The sequence below is a fragment of the Alteromonas sp. genome (assembly GCF_984505615.1).
Window position 1 is genome coordinate 17417 of sequence record NZ_CFHOXV010000042.1, and the last position, 20287, is coordinate 37703.

The window sequence follows — 20287 nt, forward strand, 5'->3', positions numbered from 1 at the left end:
ATGGCAAAAACGGGCGTAGAGAATGTCCTTGAAGAAATTGTTTCTGATGTACAGTCATTTCTGAAAAGGGACGCGTCAGCAGGCATCATCCTGATGGGAGCAACCCTTCTCGCGCTTATCATTGCCAACACGCCGTTAAACGGCGTGTACAAAGATTTTCTTGATATGAAGGTGACGGTGGCCGCCGGCAGCTTCGAAATCGACAAAGTCCTGCTGCTGTGGATTAACGATGGTCTGATGGCAGTATTCTTTTTCCATGTCGGGCTGGAACTGAAGCGGGCTGTATGTGAAGGCGGCCTGTCTGATCCTAAAAATATTGTACTGCCGGCTGCCGGTGCTGTGGGCGGCATGATTATACCGGTGGCCATATACCTTGCGCTGACTTTTGGTGCTGAAAATGCCATGGAAGGATGGGCCATTCCGGCCGCCACAGACATCGCCTTTGCACTCGGCATCATGGCACTGCTCGGCAGCAGAGTACCCGCCAGTTTAAAAATATTCCTGGTCACGCTGGCCATCATTGATGACATCGGTGCCATTGTCATCATCGCCCTTTTCTACACGGACAATATTTCTTTATCAGCATTAATTGTAGCGGCTGTATGTTTACCCGTACTCTTCTGGATGAACCGCCGCAACGTTACCGACATTCCCCCTTATGTATTAATCGGACTGGTGCTGTGGGCTGCCATGCTTAAATCCGGCGTGCATGCCACCCTCGCCGGTGTTGTTCTGGCTGCATTTATTCCGATGCGCGATAAAAAAGACCCGGAATATTCACCGGTCATTCATCTGGAGCACAGCCTGAACAGCAGTGTCAGTTTTGTCATCCTGCCCCTTTTCGCCTTTGCGAACGCCGGCATTAACTTTAACGAGATGGAAGCAGACGCACTGACGCATCCGGTAACCCTGGGGGTATTTTTTGGTCTGGTTATAGGAAAGCAGCTTGGCGTGTTCTTATTTTCATGGCTGTCGGTGAAAATGAAGTTTGCCAAACTGCCGGAAGATTTGTCATTCAGACATATTTACGGCTGTGCCCTGTTATGTGGCGTCGGCTTTACCATGAGTCTGTTTATCGGTTCGCTGGCATTCGGCGGCTCAGAAAAAGCCTTTGATGAACGTCTGGGCATACTGGCGGGTTCACTGGTATCCGGTCTGCTTGGCTACCTGGCCCTGCGCTTTATTGGTAACCCGAATCAGAAATCAGCCAAAGATGTTCAGCCGCCGGTTGAGCCGTAGTGCGTTTTCCAGGTTTGCGCCAGCATGCTGAGTAATTGCCGGCGCTTAACCGGCTTGCTCAGATAAGCATTCATACCGGCAGCCAGACAGGCCCGCTGATCATCCACGAAGGCATTGGCTGTCAGCGCAATCACGGGAATGCCCGCTTTCTCTGACTCAAGCCCGCGGATAGCACGGGTTGCTTCGAACCCGTCCATTTCCGGCATCTGGCAATCCATCAACACAATGTGAAACTGCATCTGACGCACCGCCGCCACGGCCTGTTTACCGTTGGCCACACGTACGCAGCGGATCCCTTTGTTTTTCAGCATATCCACTACGATGTGGGCGTTAATATCGTTATCTTCTACCACCAGCACTTTCAGATTATCCGGAATAAACGCATCCGGCTCACTCTCTTCCTCAGGCTCCGCTTCAGCGATGTCAAAGGGAAGGATAACGGTAAAACTGGTGCCTTTACCGGGTTCTGAAGCCACCTCTATGGTTCCGTTCATCAGTTCAACCAGCTTTCTGGTGATGGGTAAGCCAAGACCCGTGCCACCATAAAGACGGGTTGTAGACGCATCTGCCTGAGCAAACTGCTCGAAGATATGTTCCAGTTTTTCAGGTGCGATCCCGGTGCCGGTATCCTTAATGGTGAGTGTCAGTTGCCCGTTTTCAAAGCCGGTGAGAACGGTGATTTCCCCTTCTGTAGTAAATTTCACCGCATTGCTCAGCAGGTTATTCAGCACCTGACTCAGCTTACCCATGTCACCACATAACATTTCGGGAAGTGGCGTAAGGTAAGTCATTGATGAAGTCACACCATTATTAATGGCTGCATCCTGGTGAAGATGAAATGATGCTTCCAGCACTTTTTGCAATGAAAAATTCACCGACTCGGTTTGCATTTTGCCGGCTTCAATTTTCGACCAGTCGAGAATGCTGTCGAGGATCATCAACAAGTTGGAGGCAGACTGGGCAATCATGCCAATGCGCCTTGCTGCGCCCCGCGGTAAGTCATCTTCCAGAAGATTATCGCAGGAGCCGATAATACCGTTCATCGGTGTACGGATTTCATGTGACATGTTGGCAAGAAACTGAGATTTCGCCACATTTGCAGATTCCGCCTGTTTCACCGCAGCTTCCAGGTGCAGGGTCTTTTCCTCGACCCGTGAAGCCAGTGTCCGGTTCAGTTCTGCCAGTTCCAGGTTGAGCTTTCGCTGGGATTCCCGCGAGCGTTCTAAATCATCAAAGGCATCGAACAGCCGCCGTTGCATGGAATCAAACGCTGACTCCAGACTTCGTAATTCTGTTACCGGCAAACTCTCAGAGAGGACGATTCCCTGGCCCCGGTTATTAGGGTCAAAGGCTTCAAGCTGGCCGATAAGTTTTTTAAGGGGGCGGTTAACAACTGAAGCCAGGGTGAAGCCGGCCAGTAAACCGGTAACGGCAAATACCGCCAGCAACTCGAGCACGGTAATCAGCGATGAGTTGGTGAGTTGCAAAAAGCGCTGCCAGCTGTAAAGAATACGCACGTGCCAGCCGCTGCCGTCTATCTGCACGCTTCTCACAAACCACGTTTCGTTATTAACCTTAGTCAACGCATCGCATCCGGTGTCGCAATTGCCCAGAGGCGAAGGCATTAACGGCTGGGCACTAAGCACCTCTGAGCCATACACCAGCTTTCTTTCACTGTCTTCCACCAGCAACATAAAGCCATTAATGTTACTGCTCTCGAAACGACTGAAAGATGACAGCGATAGCGACCCTTCCAGAATGCCGGTGACTTCACCGTCTGCTCCGGTTACCGGTGCGGATATGGCGACAATCGGGTCCTGCCCGAACCCCCGTCCGCGAAACGCATCTGACAGATACGGTGTCCCGCTGGCGATTACCTGTGAGAAATATTCACGACCGGACACGTCAAGCATGCCTGCATCAGTAGCTTTCGCTAGCAGCGTTTCAGGCCATGCATGGGTAATTTTACCCTGCGCGTCTGCCGTCAGAAAGGTAAGAAAAGCCGGACTGGATTCAGCCAGCCCGCTCAGTAAACGATCGGTTTGCACTGCGTCGGGTTGTGTAGCGCCGGGCATGGCAGAGAGCGTACCGGCAGCGAAATTAATTGCCCGCTGATGGGTGTCGAGAAAATCTTTTACCTGCCCGGACAAAACATGAAGCCGCTGAGCCATATAAAGCTCTATCTGACTTTTCTGACGCTGCTGATATTGATGGATAAACGAATAGCTGACGCACAGCACAGCCAGAAAGAACAATGCGCTGAAGCAATATGCCAGCAGATATTTAAAATTAATGTCTTTTTTAAATGTACCGGGATGCCAGGCCAGCCGGCTAAAAAGGTAAGCAAGGTGCGCTGATAACACCGAAGATAACAGGCAAAACCAGGTCACTGAAACGGTGGTAAACGCCGCGGTATTAAAGCCGTTTTGCTCACTCCATTGCTGAAAAGCGAGGATTAGTACCGCCAGCGAACTGTAAAACCCGATGCCGGTTTTCAGTGGTTCGCAGGGCGATTGCCGCCTTCTGCAGAGTACTAAAACAAGAGGCAGTCCGGAGCAGAGGATAACAGGCAGTGTGATACCGTGAATAAACCACACCGGCGCCATAGCCAGAGCGATGCCCGGAACGGACAGCGCTGCAGGCATACGTAAAGCCATGAACACGGCAACAGGCAAACCGAATGCTGTTAAGCCGCCACTGATAAATGGCGGCGGTATCAGATTAAGGCCGGCACTGAACAGTACCAGCAATAACCACTTTACAGTTTCTGATGTGCGCATACCGCATGAACTCTACGCATTAAGGGAAACTGAAAAGTTTAATCAGCCTTTGCCATGTAATCCAGTGTTAAATTGGTCAGCAATTTAACACCCAGCTTCATGCCCTTGTCATCGACGTAGAAATCCGGTGTGTGGTGAGCAGGAGAATCCGCTTCCGGCACATCAAGAGGCTTACCGCCAACCCAGAGGAAAAGACCGGGGATCTGTTCCTGATAGAACGAGAAGTCTTCTGCGCCGGTTACTGCTTTGGCCAGGACCGCGCCGTCTTTTCCGGCAGTACGCTGCAGCGTCGGCAACATGTCCATCGTCAGTTCAGGATCGTTATAAGTAATGGGATAACTGTAATCCAGTGGCAGGGTCAGTTCAGCTTCAGCGCCCATGCTGTCAGCGATACCTTTAACCTTACGCTCCATCGCTTCATAAACATGTTCACGGGCAGCTTTGTCTAATGTACGGATAGTACCGACCAGCTCCACTTCACGGGGAATAATATTCGAGCGGTTACCACCATGAATGGCACCCACTGTCACTACAGCAGCATCATCAATCAGCTTGATTTCACGGGACACGATGGTTTGCAGTGACATAACCATTTGCGCCGCCGTTACAATGGGATCCACACTTTTCCAGGGATACGCACCGTGGGCCTGCTTACCGTGGATCACGATTTTGAACGGGTCAACTGCTGCCATAGCACCGCCCGGCTTGTAGCTGACTTTGTCGATGTCCAGATTCGAGCTGATATGCAGACCAAAAATCACGTCCACGTCAGGACTCTTCAACACGCCCTCTTTCACCATCACTTCAGCACCACCCAGTTCACCCGGAGGCGCACCTTCTTCAGCGGGCTGAAAAATGAATTTCACTTTACCGCGCAGCTCATCTTTCATTTCTGTCAGAATTTTTGCAGCGCCCATCAGCATGGCCATATGGGTGTCGTGACCGCAGGCGTGCATTACCGGTACTTCTTTACCGTTATACTCGCCTTTGGCTTTTGAACGCCATGGCAGTTCGTTCTCTTCCGGCACCGGCAGGCCGTCCATATCTGCCCGCAGCGCGACCACGGGTCCGGGCTTGCCACTGTCAAGCACAGCCACCACACCGGTTTTGGCAACACCGGTTTCAACCTCCAGTCCAAGAGATTTCAGGTACTTTGCAACGTATTTTGCCGTTTCAAATTCGCGGTTCGATAACTCAGGATTTTCGTGCAGATGGTGGCGCCATTTGATCACTTCAGGCTCGATTTTATCTGCCATCGCAGCCACATCAGTTTGTGCTTGTGAAAATGAAGAAAACGCCAGCATGACTGCGGCGGAGAGGAGTCGTGTGTGCATGTTAATATTCCTTATTATAAGAATATTTACCCTATCTGAATCTGCACCAATTTAAAATCAGTTTTACAACACTCCCGCCGGTATGCGGCTGAGACGGGACAAACAACAAACAATGCGGAATCAAAAACGGCGCCATACAGACGCCGTTTTTCGTATCCGGGAGGATTTAGCTCTTCTGACGCTTCATCGCATCAAAGAACTCATCATTGGTTTTCGTCATCGACAGTTTGTTGATGAGGAATTCCATGGCGTCAACTTCAGACATTTCGTGAACAATCTTACGCAGGATCCACATTTTCTGCAGTTCGTCCTGGCTGGTCAGCAGCTCTTCACGACGGGTACCTGAGCGGTTGAAGTCGATAGCAGGGAATACGCGTTTCTCTGCAATCTTACGGTTCAGGTGCAGTTCCATGTTACCTGTACCTTTAAACTCTTCGTAGATTACTTCGTCCATCTTAGAACCGGTATCAATCAGCGCTGTAGCGATGATGGTCAGGCTGCCGCCTTCCTCAACGTTACGTGCCGCACCGAAGAAACGCTTAGGTTTATGCAGAGCGTTAGCATCCACACCACCGGTCAGAACTTTACCGGACGAAGGAATAACGGTGTTGTATGCACGGGCCAGACGGGTGATAGAATCTAGGAGGATAACCACGTCTTTTTTGTGCTCAACCAGGCGCTTGGCTTTCTCGATAACCATTTCCGCAACCTGTACGTGACGGCTGGCCGGTTCATCGAAGGTTGATGCTACCACTTCACCACGAACCAGACGGTGCATCTCGGTCACTTCTTCCGGACGCTCGTCAATCAGCAGAACCATCAGTTCACACTCAGGGTGGTTTGCAGCAATAGACTGCGCGATGTTTTGCAGTAACAGGGTTTTACCGGCTTTAGGCGGTGCAACGATGAGACCACGCTGACCTCTGCCGATTGGCGACGCCAGGTCCAGAACACGGGCTGTAATATCTTCAGACGAACCATTACCCCGTTCCATACGCAAACGGTCGGCTGCATGCAGAGGAGTTAAGTTTTCGAAGAGGATTTTATTACGGGAGTTTTCTGGCTTGTCGAAGTTAACTTCGCGGATTTTCAGGAGGGCAAAGTAGCGTTCACTATCTTTGGGTGGTCTGATTTTTCCTGAAATCGTATCACCGGTGCGAAGATTGAAACGTCGAATCTGGCTGGGTGATACATAGATATCGTCGGGCCCGGCAAGATAAGAAGAATCTGCTGAGCGCAGGAAGCCAAAGCCGTCCTGCAAAATTTCGAGTACACCATCACCAAAAATGTCTTCACCGCCTTTGGCGTGATTTTTCAGGATTGAAAAGATGATGTCTTGTTTTCTGGCACGAGCCATGTTCTCCAGGCCCATTTGTTCGGCCAGGGCAACCAACTCGCTAATTGGTTTATTCTTCAGTTCGGTTAAATTCATACTGGTGGGTCTTTGTGCTTGGACTTCGCTTACGGGACGTTAGCCCCTAAATTAAAAAAATAGTTGGAATAGATGTTTGTCCGGGTCGGACTTAAGCAGAACGCTGCTCGGTTTGAGCATATATCCGAACGTTAGCACCTTAATTGAGGAGCGTCCACTTTTTTTGCCGCAATTGTTAAAAAAACTTTAATACCCGATATTTACTTTGCTCTAACCGGCACATACAGCAGCATCTGACAGACAATGTTGTCACACGTTCAATAATGCGAAGGTTTAAATTGTCAGCTTATATAAGTGATAGCGGTAATATGCTGTTATGTCCATTACCGGTTGTTGAGATGGATCAAATTGCAGAAGAACAGAGTATAAAAAAACCTGCCGGCAGACCGGCAGGTTTTTCTGATTCGGATGTTCCGTTAACGATTAAAGGTTTTCGTTCAGGAACTCTGTCAGTTGAGTTTTTGACAATGCGCCAACTTTTGTAGCGGCAACATTACCGTTTTTAAACAGCAGTAAAGTTGGGATGCCACGAATGCCATATTTTGGTGGCGTTTCATTATTTTCATCGACATTCAACTTACCAACTGTTAATTTGCCATCAAACTCGGTCGCAACTTCTTCGAGAATTGGTGCGATCATTTTACAAGGGCCACACCACTCGGCCCAGAAGTCAACCAGCACAGGACCAGCAGCATTGATAACATCTGCTTCAAATTTGTCGTCTGTTAACTTGATAATTTTGTCGCTCATTCTTTTCTCCAATATTTGGTCTGCTGCTGATTTGTCTCAGCTTTACCATTAGTGTTATAAGAAACCGTTTTTTAATGCAAGCACAGATAAGCTATAAGCTATGCAAACAACACATTTAACTGAAACACATTTTTCCGACTTGCCCATCAATACCAAAGTTGTTGAGGCATTGAAGTCTGCAAACTTCACTCATTGTACTCCAATCCAGGCACTTGCGTTGCCGCCCCTGCTAGAGGGACTGGATATCGCCGGTCAGGCACAAACCGGTACGGGCAAGACAATGGCATTTCTTGTCGCAACTTTCCACCATCTGTTGGAAAAAGCGCAAAATGACGCCAGTAGTCAATCCGGACCGCGCGCCATCATCATGGCACCTACCCGTGAACTTGCGGTTCAAATTTATAATGATGCCAAGCCGCTCAGCGAGCACACCGGACTGTCACTTGGTCTCATTTATGGGGGCGAAGGATACCAAAGTCAACGCGAATCGCTAGAAGAAGGGGTAGATATTATTATCGGTACGACAGGACGCATTCTTGATTACTACAAACAAGGTGTGTTCTCGCTGGATAATATTCAGGCAGCTGTACTCGATGAAGCGGATCGCATGTTCGATTTAGGCTTTATTAAAGATATCCGTTTCCTGTTCCGCAGAATGCCTGCTGCCACTGAACGCCTGAGCATGCTGTTCTCAGCAACGCTGAGCTACCGCGTACAGGAGCTGGCCTATGAGCACATGAACAACCCCACTCACGTGCAGGTTGAACCGGAACGCAAAACAGCCACCCGCGTGTCTGAAGAACTGTTCTACCCGTCAGATGAAGACAAAATGCTTCTTCTGCTTACCCTGCTGGAAGAAGAATGGCCGGATAAAGCCATTGTTTTCGCAAACACCAAGAGCGGTTGTGAGCGTGTAAACGACTGGCTGGCAGCAGATGGTCACCGTGTTGGCCTGTTAAGCGGCGATGTACCGCAGAAAAAGCGCCTGTCGATCCTTGAAGACTTCACCAGGAACAATCTCGATATACTGGTCGCCACTGACGTTGCCGCCCGTGGTCTGCACATTGATAAAGTGACCCACGTATTCAATTACGACCTGCCGGACGATGCGGAAGATTACGTTCACCGTATTGGTCGTACGGGCCGTGCCGGAGCCAGCGGTGCCGCTATCAGCTTCGCCTGTGAAAAGTACGCACAGAATCTGCCGGCGATTGAAGAATATATTCAGCATGCCATTCCTGTTACCGAATTTGACAGAACAGCATTACTGGATGATGTGACTGCACCGAAACCCCGTCGCCGGCGTACTCCGACTAACCGGAATTCATCCCGTCGTGGCAACAGTCGCCGTAACAGCAACAATAAGAAACCGTCAAACCAGTAAAATCTATGCAGCCAGAACTTCAACATGATGCGGTTGTTCACGGCGAGTATTACGCCGCCGTGGACCTGGGTTCCAACAGTTTCCACATGGTGGTAGTGCATGTCGTGAACGGCAGTGTGCAAATCATCGGTAAAGTGAAACAGAAAGTCAGGCTGGCTGCCGGTTTAAATGACGATATGGAACTGGATGAAGTCAGCATGGAGCGTGGCTGGCAGTGTTTACAGACATTCGCCGAACGCCTGCAGGACATTCCCCGTTCCAATGTAAAAGTGGTCGCTACCGCGACACTGCGTCTGGCAGTAAATGCCGCGGATTTCATCCACAAAGCAGAATCCATTCTGGGCCATAAGCTGGAAGTCATCAGCGGTGAAGAAGAAGCGCGGCAGATTTATCTCGGGGTTGCGTATACCTCCGCGAATCAGGGCAATTCCCTGGTGATTGATATCGGCGGCGCGAGCACCGAAATTATCATCGGCAATGACATGCACCCTATCCACCTGGTCAGTCTGGATATGGGCTGCGTCACGTTCATAGAACGGCACTTCCCTAAAGGCCAAATCACCCGGGCCAACTTCGATAAAGCACAGCAAAAAGCTAATGCCCTTCTGGACAGTGTGGCTGATACCTTCCTGTGTTTTGACTGGCATAACTGTCTGGGCGCATCAGGTACACCACAAGCCATCACAGAAATTCTGGTCGCACAGGGGATCAGCGATGCTATCCGCCTTGATTACCTGTATAAACTGCGTGATGAGTGTATCGCCTGTGGTCATATCGACAACCTGAACATCAAAGGTCTGGAAGAGTCCCGCAAGCCCATTTTCCCCAGCGGCCTGGCGATTCTGATCACCCTGTTCGAGCGCCTGAAAATCCGTGATATGAATATTTCCGGCGGCGCACTGCGGGAAGGACTGATTTACGGCATGCTGGATAACCTGCAGGAAAATGACCGCCGCAGCCAGACCCTGAATCATACTATGAAGCGGTATCACATCGACCGCCACCATGCTGAGTCAGTGCGGGGGCTGGCACTGCGCCTGTGTCACCAGTTATGCGCGCAAACCAGTTTGTGTCACCTTGATACTGAAGCCGTGCTGGGTGCAGCAGCAACCCTGCATGAAATCGGTCTGCATGTTGAGTTTAAAAAGCATCATGAGCATGGTGCCTACCTGCTGACGTATATCGATTTGCCCGGTTACACCAAATTACAACGTGTGGCGATACGGGACCTGGTAAAATGTCACCGCCTCGCAATCAAGTCAGACACTTTTACTCATTATCATGAAGAAGTAAGGCCCATGCTGGAAGGCTTGTTACGGGTGTTAAGGATTGCCGTTGTGTTGTGTCTGCGTCGTCAGAACAAACACATTCCGGAGGTAGAACTGAAAGTGGACGGTGATGACTGGACACTGATCCTGCCGCAAGGCTGGCTGGCGGCCCATCCGCTTATTAACGCTGAGCTGGCCAACGAAACCTGGTTACAACACCGGGCAGGCTGGAAACTGCACTGCCTGTGACTGGTATTTACCGGGCGAAGTAAAACCGGCCAGTATCAGGCCGGCAGTCTCAGATGTGTCAGCGGGCTGATAGACATTCAGCCCTTCAGTAACTGCGCAGCCTGCGGCGCAAAGTAAGTCAGAATGCCATCTGCACCGGCCCGCTTAAATGCAAGCAACGATTCCAGAATAACTTCATCTTCCTTCAACCAGCCATTAGCAAACGCCGCTTTGTGCATAGCGTATTCGCCACTTACCTGATAGGCAAAAGTCGGCACCTTCAGCTCTTCTTTACAACGACGGACAATATCCAGATACGGCATGCCGGGTTTCACCATGACCATGTCTGCGCCTTCCTGCAGATCCATGGCAATTTCGTGAATAGCTTCATCGCTGTTTGCAGGGTCCATCTGATAAGTTTTCTTGTTACCGCCTTTGATGTTCGCAGCAGAGCCCACAGCGTCCCTGAAAGGGCCATAATAGGCTGACGCATACTTGGCAGCATAAGCCATGATACAGGTATTGTGGTGGCCGTCAGCTTCAAGGGCATTGCGGATGGCACCAGTTCTGCCATCCATCATGTCCGACGGAGCCACAATGTCAGCGCCGGCTTCAGCATGCGACAGCGCCTGCTTTATCAGCGCATCCACGGTGATGTCATTTACCACATACCCGTCTTTATCGATGATGCCGTCCTGTCCGTGGGAAGTAAACGGATCCAGTGCCACATCAGACATCAGCATCAGTTGCGGATAAGCGTCCTTTAACGCACGCAGTGCCTGCTGTGCCAGTCCCTGCGGATTCCACGCTTCTTTCGCACAGTCAGTTTTCAGCTCCATAGGCGTAACCGGAAAAGGCGCCAGAGCGGGGATCCCAAGGTCGACCCACTTACCGGCTTCTTCCACCAGTAAATCCACAGATAAACGTTCGACGCCCGGCATGGAAGGCACAGCTTCCCGCTGGTTTTTGCCCGGCAGAACAAATACAGGGTAAATCAGATCTTTTACCGTGAGCACGTGCTCTGCGACCATATCCCGCAATGCGTCCTGACTTCTGAGGCGGCGCATTCTTTTTGCCGGGAAAGGTGAAAATGTCATGATGATTCTCCAGAAAAGATTTCCGCGACAACCTGATTCCGCCCGTTTTGCTTAGCGCGGTACAACAGGCTGTCTGCGTACTTCAGTAAATCGAGTTCGTGTGCTTCACGCTGAATAACGGCACATGCAACACCGGCGCTCATCGTCAGCTGAATAACCTGCCCGTCAATTTCAACCGGCGTCTGCTCAATCATTCTGCGCATGTATTCCACGACCTGTCGGGCACCCTCAATGTCAGTGTTAGGCAAAATAATGCCAAACTCTTCACCGCCATAGCGGCATACATCGTCTGATGAACGGCGTAACTGTGATTGCAGTAAACGGGCAATGTGACAAATACAGGCATCACCCGCTGCATGTCCGTACTCGTCATTAACCGACTTGAAGTGGTCGATGTCAATCATTGCGAGGCTAAGTTCAGTTTGTTCACGACGACTGCGCCGGCTCTCTGCCAGCAAGCGTTTGTCAAAGTGCCTGCGGTTACGGATCCCTGTCAGTGAGTCGATGCTGTTGAGGCGCTCCAGTTCTTCATTGGCCTGTGATAATTCACGTAGTGCAATTTCCAGTTCCAGGGTACGTTCCTGCACCTTGTATTCCATTTCATCGGCATACTGACGCTGAATTTCCACCAAATCCTCCCGCGCCTGTGCAGATAACTTTTCCTGCTCAAGGGCTTTACGGGACGATTCAAAGGCGGTTTCTTTTTGCTGGCTGTATCCAATGGCGATAATAAACGTCAGCAGTAACGTTTCTACTGACGCCCCGAGCATCAGCAAATAATTGGACGGTATACTGGTGCTGAATACCCCCAGATTATCCAGGCTGGCAGATAAGCCGCTGACCAGCAAAATACTCCAGGCAAAAGAATAGTACCTGGCGATGGTGTGCCCCCGCATGGCAAGCCAGATACCGATGGCCAGGGTAAAAATAACCACCAGCCCCAGCATTACCAGAAACACTTTGATAAGCCATGCATAGGGCAGAAACAGACTGACAATGACATTTAACCCGAACAGGGCTGCCACCGCTTTCAGTGTTTTATCAATTTTCCGGCTATGGGAAGAAACTTCCAGTAAGGCGCGGGAAAACAGCATGGCGAACATAATGGCAGCATTGGCACAAATAGCGACGGCCCGTTGTTCAAACCAGCCCCACTGCGGCCACAAATACGCAAAGGCCTGACCGTTCAGAGTCGCCAGCGTCAGCGACAGCGAAATGACGTAAGCGGTGTAAAGTAAAAATGTTGCACTGCGGGTGGTCAGAAAGAAGAAAAAGTTGCTTACCCCGATGGCCAGCAGGAAACCGAAGAACGCCCCCATCAGGTGACTCAGGCTGGAGGTATATTCGATGAATTCTGTTTTATTCCACACACGCACAGGCAATCTTACTGCCCCTGATGTTTTCACTTTCAGCACCACATCCAGATGTGCGTAGCCCGCCGGGATGGTAAATAACATGGAGGGGTGACGTATATCCCACTCTGTAAACGACAACGCATCGCCGCCATAGAGAGTTGCTACCGGGCCGTGCTGTTCAGGCGTAAAAAAAGAGACTTCTATGTTGTCCAGCAGCGGATAAGCCACTTCGAGTAACGCTTCTTCAGATAAAAGCGCATCACGTCTGACAGAGAAATTAAACCAGTGTACACCGTCCTGCATACCCAGATTTACCGGGTTGCTCACAGGCGTCCAGTCTACAGCGGCTATTTCGGAATAACTTTGAATGGAAAAAGCAGATGCTGCTGAGGAAGTATAACGAATTTCAGAAATGCGCTGCTGTTGATCGTCGGCGCGGATGTAGGGTTGCACAACATAAAGAAACAAGGCAACAACGGCCAGCGTTATTGCGATCAGCCACTCATCGTACCGGCGGACCATCCCCGTGTTCAATTGCATTTATTATTCTACCTTGCAACTTTGAATACCCTGCAAGTATTAGCATAACTGTTTTGTGTCAACTCTTCATAACTTATTTCTGTCAAATCAGCCAAATACCTACCAATTGATGAGATAAAAGCAGGTTCATTATTTTTTGACTTCGGACGATGATTTTTCGGAAATAAATAAGGCGCATCGGTTTCGAGAATTAACCGGTTAAGGGGTAACTGCTTCACCGCTTCTCTTAAGTCTGCGCCACGTTTCTCATCACAGACCCAGCCGGTGATACCAATATACAGACCCCGGTCGAGATAGGCCTGCATGGCGTCAAGGTTTCCGGTAAAGCAATGGGCGATGCCACCGGCCAGTTGCCCTTCAACACTGTCCAGACAATCTAATTGCAGTGCGAAAGCATCACGTTCGTGAAGATAGACAGGCTTATTATGTTTAACGGCAATCGCCAGTTGCCGGCGAAAGACTGATTCCTGAACATCACGGGGGGAAAAGTCGCGGTTAAAATCGAGTCCGCACTCACCGACGGCAACAACACCCGGACAATCAAGGCGCTGTTCCAGACCGGTAAAGTCATCCTCTGTCATGACTTTAGCGTTATGCGGGTGACAACCGACGGTATAACAAAGGTGTTCAGGATAACGTTGATAAAGCGCCTGTGCATCATCCCACTCAGCGGGCTCAGTGGTGATCATGCAAAGTTTATCGACCCCTGCTTCTACAGCGCGGGCGATAACATCGTCGGGATTAAACCGGCGGTCAAGGAGGTTGACGCCGGCATCGAACCATTTCAACTTACTTGATCCGGCGTACGCCAATTCTGCCACTGGCACCGGATTTCTTCAGATAGAAAGCACCCAGTGCTCCACGCTCCACCAGTACGGTATCGCCTTTGCGGAACTTGTAGTTCACATCATCGGAAGTCTGACGCCAGACCATACCGCTATCCAGTGTAATAATGTAGTCACCCCGCGGGCTGGTCGACACATCCGTAATAGTACCGGACATATTTTCAGGCAGATTCTCTGCCGCCAGGCGCTGTGCTTCCAGACCAAAGTCATCTTCAGTAATTTGTGGCTTGCTGGCAGTGGCAACCGGCTGACGCTTTGGTTGCTCGCTGGCAATGTCATCAACAGACTTGCCTGCACCGGCATAGATGTTCATTGAACCGGCAACGGCGTCATAACAAATAAGACGTTTCAGGTCGTTTTTTTCGTTCTTACAAGCCTGCATGGCTTCAGTAACGGTTTCAGCCTGCGCCGTAAATGATAAAGCGCCAATGAGGGCCACACCGGCCAGTTTTATTTTTGATTTCATTATTATTCCTTACTTGTCATCTTCAGATCGTCTGTCCCGATCTGTCTGAGCTAAACTGACTCAGAGTCGGACGATTGCTCGTCCTCATCATCTTCTTTTTTACCTGCGTAAAATCCACCGACGATGACGCCCACTTCAAATAAGAACCACATTGGAATTGCCAGTAATGTCTGGGAAATAACATCCGGAGGTGTCAGCAGCATACCCAGTATGAAGGCACCGACCACCACGTAAGGACGTTTAGCCCGCAGCGTTGCTGCATCGGTCACGCCTGTCCAGCATAACAATATGATGGCAATCGGGATCTCAAATGACACCCCGAATGCGAAAAACAATTTAAGTACGAAGTTCAGATAACTGGAAATATCCGTACTGACGGTTACCCCTTCAGGCGCCACACTGTTAAAAAACGCAAAGGCAATAGGGAAAACCACGAAATAGGCAAACGCCATCCCCGCATAAAATAGCAGTGTGCTTGAGAGTAACAGCGGCGCGACCAGCTTTTTCTCATTCTTGTACAAGCCCGGCGCGACAAAGGCCCAGACCTGATAAAGCACATAGGGAATAGCAATGAAAAATGACAGCACCAGAGTAAGTTTAAACGGTGCAAAAAACGGTGATGCAACATCCGTTGCAATCATGGATGTGTTTTCCGGCATCGTGCTCAGCAAAGGCTCAGCCAGAAGGCGGTAAAGATCCTGAGCGAAATACGCCAGACACAAAAACACCAGCAGCACACTTGCCAGTGCGTGCAAGACACGGTTTCGCAGCTCAATCAGGTGCGAGATAAGAGAGTTAGCGTCAGACATTTACTTCTTTTTATAAGGTTCCTGCACGGACTTCGCGGCATCTTTGAGTTCATCGACGCTTTCTTTAAGTTCCGGCGCAATATCTTTAAGGCCCTGTTGCTCAGCCTTTTTCAGATTTTCATGCAATTCATGCACACGTAACTGGTGTTCCACTTCCTGCTTGAAGCCTGTTGCCATATTACGCACGCTGCGCACTGTTTTGATGGTGGAGCGCATTGCGCCGGGTAAACGTTCCGGCCCCAGCACAAGCAGTGCCAGCACTCCAATCACCAATAATTCCCAGAAGCCAATGTCAAACATCAGGATTTTTCTTTAACGTCTGCCTTGGACTCTGCTTCTACAGATTGCGCCTCGTTTTTGTTTTCAACGCGCTTTTCCTGTGAGAAATCAGCATCTGACTCTTCATCAGTTACTGCTTTCTTAAAACCTTTTACTGCACCACCAAGATCGGAGCCAATGCTCTTAAGTCGCTTAGTGCCAAACAGAAGAACAACAATCACTAAAACAATCAGCAATTGCCAGATACTAATTCCACCCATCAAAAAAATCTCCTTTACATCAAGACCCACAGTATGCCACCGCTATAAGAACCTTTCACGACATAATTTACAATTGTGAGGTGAACCGTTTCATCTTTACGTTTTTATACTTATTTAAACTTTTGACGAATGCCTGATTTCACTTCATGCTAAAAAACTGGATAGGAAGCCCGGGTCTGAAACCCTGAATTAATTTATGTCATGTATCGTGTTGTTACTGTGTGTTGCACTGCCCCGGCTGTCAGACGGAGACGTTGAGCGTCTTCCGGTTGAACAAAGCCAGCAGGCAGAAGCCGGTACAGATGAAAAACTCTGGTTCGATAACTGGCAACAGGAGCTAACCCGCTCCATGGACTACACCGCACGGCAGCTCGACAGCTTTTTTGCACTGGAAGGCAGTGACGCTTACCGTGATGCCAGGGCCGAAGGCCGGGTGAGTCTGGGCTGGGAACCCAGAACGCGGGACCTCAGCGAAATGGATTTACGTTTCCGGATTCGGGTAAAACTACCGGCGCTGGAAGACCGTGTAGATCTGGTGCTCAGCGATAACGAAGATAACGACAATCAAAATACCATTAAAGCGGCAAGAGACCCGGTTGCCCGGAACCGCGATAACACAACCATCGCCCTGCGTTACCGTGCCAGTGACAATGCCAGAATGTCGTACCGTATCGGTACCGGCCGGCGGGGGCAAGTTTATGCGAAAGCCCGTTTTCAGGATATGGCCCCGCTCTCCGATACAGTCGCCCTGTTTTACGACGCTGAAACCTATTATTACAACCGCGACGGACTGGGTGCTGAAGTAGGAGCAACGTTTCAATATCTCAGCCACGACGACCATGTATTCCGCTTCAACAACCGTTATTACTACCGCGATGAACACGAAGACTGGTTGTGGCGTCACGAACTGCAATATCTGCAACCGCTGACTTCACATTCCGCAGCTATTTATACCCTGTTTACAGAAGGACTGACAAAACCGTCAAACGAGCTGAGTGAGGTGTACACCAGTTTCCGCTACCGTATGAACCCCACCCGTGACTGGCTGTTTTACGAAATTGAGCCGTTTGTTTTATGGCTGAAGGAAGAAGATTTTAAACCTTCGTACGGGCTGGCTTTACGGGTGGAAGTGTATTACGGCAAAGGGGCATAAAAAAACCGGTATCACGGGCGATACCGGTTTTGTCGTTCTTTTACTTCCGCTGATTTATGGTCTCAGCGCACGTTCACCGCGGGCTAATCCGCATACGCCGGTGCGGGATGATTCGATAATTTCTGCACATTCACCCATTGCAGATGCGAAAGCATCCAGCTTGTCTGATGTACCCGTGATTTCAATGGTGTAATTGCTGCCGTTTACATCAACAATACTGCCACGGAAGATATCACTGGTGCGCTTCACTTCTGCGCGGATCTCTTCAGTCCGTGTAGCCACTTTAATCAACATCAGTTCACGTTCTACGTGGGTGCCGTCGGTTAAATCGACCACTTTAAGCACATCGATGAGTTTGTTCACCTGTTTGGTGATTTGCTCAATCACTTTATCATCACCGTGAGTGGTAATGGTCAGGCGAGACAAACTGGGGTCGTCTGTTGCGGCAACACACAGTGAATCAACGTTATATCCACGTTGTGAAAATACGCCCACGATACGTGACAGTGCGCCCGGCGCGTTTTCCATTAATACTGAAATAATTCTTCTCATCAGGTTCGCTCCGTTTTGCTCAGGCGCATGTCATCCATTGCACCGAATTTCACTTGCATTGGATAAACGTGTTCGTTCTGGTCTACAGCAATGTCCATGAATACCAGTCTGTCGGTATAGCTGAAACATTTTTCCATCGCGGCGTCGAGCTCATCGAGACGATCCACTTTGATACCTACATGGCCATAGGCCTCTGCCAGCTTCACAAAGTCAGGCATGGAGTCCATGTAAGAATGAGAGTGACGACCTTTATAAATCATATCCTGCCACTGACGTACCATGCCCAGCGCACGGTTGTTCAGAGAAATAATCTTCACCGGTAAGTTGTACTGCAAACAGGTAGACAGTTCCTGAATATTCATCTGAATACTGCCGTCACCGGTTACAACCACCGAGGTCGCTTCAGGGTGTGCGAACTGTACGCCCATCGCTGCCGGTAAACCAAAGCCCATGGTGCCCAGACCACCGGAATTGATCCACTGACGCGGTTTTTTATAAGGATAATATAAAGCAGCAAACATCTGGTGCTGACCCACGTCAGAACTGACGTACGCATCACCGTTAGTGTGCTTGTACAAAGCTTCGATAACACGCTGAGGCTTGATTACCGTGTCGCCCTGTTCGTACTTCAGACACTCACGGCCGCGCCACTGGGTGATTTGTTGCCACCAGTCGCTGAGCTTTTCTTTCTGGCCGGAGAAATCCACATCAGCCAGTTGCTCAAGGATCTGATCAAGCACTTTATCCACACTGCCAACAACCGGAATGTGCGCATTAATGGTTTTTGAAATCGATGCAGGGTCAATATCCACATGAATAATTTCAGCATGAGGACAGAACTTTGAAACGTTGTTGGTAACACGGTCATCAAAACGGGCACCCAGTGCAATAATGCAGTCTGAATTGTGCATGGTTTTGTTGGCTTCCAGCGTACCGTGCATACCCAGCATACCAACGAACTGTTCATGGGTACCCGGCATAGCGCCCAGCCCCATCAGCGTGCAGGTTACCGGTGCATTCAGCTTCTCAGCCAGCTCTATAACTTTACCGGATGCCTCACAGGCAACAGCACCACCACCCACGTACATCACCGGACGTTCTGCTTTAAGCATAGAAGCAACGGCTTTTTTGATTTGCTTCATATGGCCCTTTTCAGTGGGGTTATACGAGCGCATAGCCACTGACTCTGGGAATACGTACGGATGGGAATCCTGAACGTTTACAATATCTTTTGGCAAATCAACCACTACCGGGCCCGGACGGCCGGAGTTGGCAATATAAAAGGCTTTGGCAATGGCTTCAGGAATATCAACAGCCCGTTTTACCAGAAAGCTGTGCTTAACGATGGGGCGGGAACAACCCACCATATCCGTTTCCTGGAATGCATCCTCACCAATGAGTGATGACATTACCTGACCGGACAATACCACCATAGGAATAGAGTCCATATACGCAGTAGCAATACCGGTAATGGTATTGGTTGCGCCCGGACCTGAGGTGACGAGGACTGTGCCGGTTTTGCCAGTTGAACGTGCATAACCATCCGCCATATGGGCGGCCGCCTGTTCGTGACGTACGAGGACATGTTTGACATCATCCTGCGCAAACAGCGCATCGTAAATGTCTAAAACGGCACCACCGGGGTAACCGAACACATGTGTGACTCCCACATCTTTTAGCGCTTCAACCACCATGGCAGCGCCTGACATCATTTTCACAGTCAAATCTCCTGTATTATGGATTTGTGTCTCGTAACCTTATTAAAAATATATGCGGAATATACCGTAGCGCGGACTATAACGAAGGCATTAGAAAGATAAAACAAAAAAATGGCTAAAAGTGAGACATGTATCCCAATATATAGAATAAATAGGATGAATATCCCCATTTAGCTTATTTTACAGCCAAATATAGGATGGCGGTTACAACTGATTTACAAGTTAATCGTCATCTAACACGATATCGGTGTCGTCCGCAGTGCCACCGTCGTCGTCAGATTCTGTCAGTGCAACTTTTTTGGAGCCATAGATTGAGGCGGCTTTAGGTCGGTTAATACGTTTCTGGTACTTTAGCCACACTTTTTCTTCTGGTGAAGCCGGTTCGGTCTCACCATGAGCAACAGCAATGAAGCGCATATCCTGATCCGTTTCAGGTGTCAGCTTTCCATCCACCAGTGCTGCAATCACACTACCATTTTCTGCGAGAATTTTCGCTTCTTTTATCGAAAAATCGCCGGAACGTGCAAATCCGTAGGGATAATGCTTTTTATCCATAAACGGGCGCTTTATCAGACTATCACGAGTACTATTCGTCATACTAAAACCTGTTTGCTGCAATACTATTTGAGAACGGTTTCAGGCCATGTCACTCAGGCAACAGAGCCACTAACAAAACTTGTGCTTTTCGCAACACAACAAATAGTTTTAATGACGTTGGATGTCAAACAAAAAAAGCGCCGTAAAGGCTAATGCCAGTCAGTTAAGCTGACTGGCATTTTTCTTTTTATGGGGGTAGCG

The 20287-nt window shown here is 49.5% G+C and carries 18 protein-coding genes; 4 read left to right on the forward strand and 14 right to left on the reverse strand.

The window, feature by feature from the left end:
* Positions 1–1239 carry a Na+/H+ antiporter NhaA gene (gene nhaA / locus AC4PME_RS17465; RefSeq protein WP_491046541.1) on the forward strand — a complete coding sequence of 413 codons (1239 nt, stop codon included), beginning with the start codon at positions 1–3 and terminating at the stop codon, positions 1237–1239.
* Here the strand turns inward: nhaA and AC4PME_RS17470 are convergent.
* The 4 genes from AC4PME_RS17470 to trxA form a co-directional block, all read right to left on the reverse strand.
* Positions 1218–4019, reverse strand: coding sequence for an ATP-binding protein (locus tag AC4PME_RS17470; RefSeq protein WP_491046542.1), 2802 nt, complete (start codon positions 4017–4019; stop codon positions 1218–1220). The genes nhaA and AC4PME_RS17470 overlap by 22 nt on opposite strands.
* A 38-nt stretch (positions 4020–4057) precedes the next feature.
* Positions 4058–5353 (reverse strand): amidohydrolase, encoded by a 1296-nt coding sequence (locus AC4PME_RS17475; RefSeq protein ID WP_119502689.1) that lies wholly within the window; start codon positions 5351–5353, stop codon positions 4058–4060.
* Between the two features lie 166 nt (positions 5354–5519).
* Positions 5520–6785: a transcription termination factor Rho gene (rho, locus tag AC4PME_RS17480; RefSeq protein ID WP_119502690.1), complete on the reverse strand. Its 1266-nt coding sequence runs from the start codon at positions 6783–6785 to the stop codon at positions 5520–5522.
* A gap of 423 nt (positions 6786–7208) precedes the next feature.
* The gene (trxA, locus tag AC4PME_RS17485; protein WP_119502691.1) at positions 7209–7535 is read right to left on the reverse strand and encodes a thioredoxin TrxA; all 327 of its coding nucleotides are present in this window, start codon (positions 7533–7535) and stop codon (positions 7209–7211) included.
* A gap of 100 nt (positions 7536–7635) precedes the next feature.
* On the opposite strand from trxA, the gene rhlB reads away from it, so the two are divergent.
* Together rhlB and AC4PME_RS17495 are read left to right on the forward strand one after the other, a co-directional pair.
* Positions 7636–8919 carry an ATP-dependent RNA helicase RhlB gene (gene rhlB, locus AC4PME_RS17490; RefSeq protein WP_119502692.1) on the forward strand — a complete coding sequence of 428 codons (1284 nt, stop codon included), beginning with the start codon at positions 7636–7638 and terminating at the stop codon, positions 8917–8919.
* A gap of 5 nt (positions 8920–8924) precedes the next feature.
* The gene (locus AC4PME_RS17495; protein WP_119502693.1) at positions 8925–10436 is read left to right on the forward strand and encodes a Ppx/GppA phosphatase family protein; all 1512 of its coding nucleotides are present in this window, start codon (positions 8925–8927) and stop codon (positions 10434–10436) included.
* 77 nt (positions 10437–10513) lie between these two features.
* On the opposite strand, the gene hemB is transcribed toward AC4PME_RS17495, so the two are convergent.
* Genes hemB through tatA form a run of 7 tightly spaced genes read right to left on the reverse strand, consistent with a single transcriptional unit; the run spans position 10514 to position 16066 of the window.
* Entirely contained in the window at positions 10514–11512 is a 999-nt protein-coding gene (gene hemB / locus AC4PME_RS17500) for a porphobilinogen synthase (RefSeq protein ID WP_490710458.1), read from the reverse strand.
* Positions 11509–13407: a diguanylate cyclase gene (locus tag AC4PME_RS17505; RefSeq protein WP_119502695.1), complete on the reverse strand. Its 1899-nt coding sequence runs from the start codon at positions 13405–13407 to the stop codon at positions 11509–11511. The genes hemB and AC4PME_RS17505 overlap by 4 nt, the downstream gene beginning before the upstream one ends.
* An 8-nt stretch (positions 13408–13415) precedes the next feature.
* Positions 13416–14195 carry a TatD family hydrolase gene (locus AC4PME_RS17510; RefSeq protein ID WP_119502696.1) on the reverse strand — a complete coding sequence of 260 codons (780 nt, stop codon included), beginning with the start codon at positions 14193–14195 and terminating at the stop codon, positions 13416–13418.
* 1 nt (position 14196) lies between these two features.
* On the reverse strand, positions 14197–14718 hold the full coding sequence (locus tag AC4PME_RS17515; protein ID WP_119502697.1) for a hypothetical protein: 522 nt from the start codon (positions 14716–14718) through the stop codon (positions 14197–14199).
* 50 nt (positions 14719–14768) lie between these two features.
* Positions 14769–15527: a twin-arginine translocase subunit TatC gene (gene tatC / locus AC4PME_RS17520; RefSeq protein WP_119502698.1), complete on the reverse strand. Its 759-nt coding sequence runs from the start codon at positions 15525–15527 to the stop codon at positions 14769–14771.
* A complete protein-coding gene (gene tatB / locus AC4PME_RS17525; protein WP_119502699.1) occupies positions 15528–15827 on the reverse strand; it encodes a Sec-independent protein translocase protein TatB in 300 nt (99 codons plus the stop codon).
* Complete coding sequence (tatA, locus tag AC4PME_RS17530) at positions 15827–16066, reverse strand: Sec-independent protein translocase subunit TatA (protein WP_119502700.1); 240 nt, start codon at positions 16064–16066, stop codon at positions 15827–15829. Before tatA ends, tatB begins: the two co-directional genes overlap by 1 nt.
* A 196-nt stretch (positions 16067–16262) precedes the next feature.
* Here tatA and AC4PME_RS17535 point away from each other — a divergent pair, with 196 nt between their 5' ends.
* Positions 16263–17219 carry a hypothetical protein gene (locus tag AC4PME_RS17535; RefSeq protein ID WP_491046543.1) on the forward strand — a complete coding sequence of 319 codons (957 nt, stop codon included), beginning with the start codon at positions 16263–16265 and terminating at the stop codon, positions 17217–17219.
* Between the two features lie 54 nt (positions 17220–17273).
* Here AC4PME_RS17535 and ilvN read toward each other — a convergent pair whose 3' ends face one another.
* The 3 genes from ilvN to AC4PME_RS17550 form a co-directional block, all read right to left on the reverse strand.
* Positions 17274–17771 carry an acetolactate synthase small subunit gene (gene ilvN, locus AC4PME_RS17540; RefSeq protein WP_119502702.1) on the reverse strand — a complete coding sequence of 166 codons (498 nt, stop codon included), beginning with the start codon at positions 17769–17771 and terminating at the stop codon, positions 17274–17276.
* Positions 17771–19489, reverse strand: a complete 1719-nt coding sequence (locus AC4PME_RS17545; protein WP_119502703.1) for an acetolactate synthase 3 large subunit — start codon at positions 19487–19489, stop codon at positions 17771–17773. The genes ilvN and AC4PME_RS17545 overlap by 1 nt, the downstream gene beginning before the upstream one ends.
* Before the next feature lie 222 nt (positions 19490–19711).
* Complete coding sequence (locus AC4PME_RS17550) at positions 19712–20086, reverse strand: MaoP family protein (protein ID WP_303575660.1); 375 nt, start codon at positions 20084–20086, stop codon at positions 19712–19714.
* Positions 20087–20287: the final 201 nt, after the last annotated feature.

What these genes read in the sequence shown, in the direction of transcription:
- AC4PME_RS17475 (WP_119502689.1), bottom strand. Translation starts at nt 5,353, where the DNA reads ATGCACACACGACTCCTCTCCGCCGCAGTCATGCTGGCGTTTTCTTCA.
- AC4PME_RS17550 (WP_303575660.1), bottom strand. Translation starts at nt 20,086, where the DNA reads ATGACGAATAGTACTCGTGATAGTCTGATAAAGCGCCCGTTTATGGAT.
- rhlB (WP_119502692.1), top strand. Translation starts at nt 7,636, where the DNA reads ATGCAAACAACACATTTAACTGAAACACATTTTTCCGACTTGCCCATC.
- tatA (WP_119502700.1), bottom strand. Translation starts at nt 16,066, where the DNA reads ATGGGTGGAATTAGTATCTGGCAATTGCTGATTGTTTTAGTGATTGTT.
- ilvN (WP_119502702.1), bottom strand. Translation starts at nt 17,771, where the DNA reads ATGAGAAGAATTATTTCAGTATTAATGGAAAACGCGCCGGGCGCACTG.
- AC4PME_RS17505 (WP_119502695.1), bottom strand. Translation starts at nt 13,407, where the DNA reads ATGCAATTGAACACGGGGATGGTCCGCCGGTACGATGAGTGGCTGATC.
- tatB (WP_119502699.1), bottom strand. Translation starts at nt 15,827, where the DNA reads ATGTTTGACATTGGCTTCTGGGAATTATTGGTGATTGGAGTGCTGGCA.
- AC4PME_RS17470 (WP_491046542.1), bottom strand. Translation starts at nt 4,019, where the DNA reads ATGCGCACATCAGAAACTGTAAAGTGGTTATTGCTGGTACTGTTCAGT.
- rho (WP_119502690.1), bottom strand. Translation starts at nt 6,785, where the DNA reads ATGAATTTAACCGAACTGAAGAATAAACCAATTAGCGAGTTGGTTGCC.
- nhaA (WP_491046541.1), top strand. Translation starts at nt 1, where the DNA reads ATGGCAAAAACGGGCGTAGAGAATGTCCTTGAAGAAATTGTTTCTGAT.
- AC4PME_RS17495 (WP_119502693.1), top strand. Translation starts at nt 8,925, where the DNA reads ATGCAGCCAGAACTTCAACATGATGCGGTTGTTCACGGCGAGTATTAC.
- trxA (WP_119502691.1), bottom strand. Translation starts at nt 7,535, where the DNA reads ATGAGCGACAAAATTATCAAGTTAACAGACGACAAATTTGAAGCAGAT.
- tatC (WP_119502698.1), bottom strand. Translation starts at nt 15,527, where the DNA reads ATGTCTGACGCTAACTCTCTTATCTCGCACCTGATTGAGCTGCGAAAC.
- hemB (WP_490710458.1), bottom strand. Translation starts at nt 11,512, where the DNA reads ATGACATTTTCACCTTTCCCGGCAAAAAGAATGCGCCGCCTCAGAAGT.
- AC4PME_RS17535 (WP_491046543.1), top strand. Translation starts at nt 16,263, where the DNA reads ATGTCATGTATCGTGTTGTTACTGTGTGTTGCACTGCCCCGGCTGTCA.
- AC4PME_RS17515 (WP_119502697.1), bottom strand. Translation starts at nt 14,718, where the DNA reads ATGAAATCAAAAATAAAACTGGCCGGTGTGGCCCTCATTGGCGCTTTA.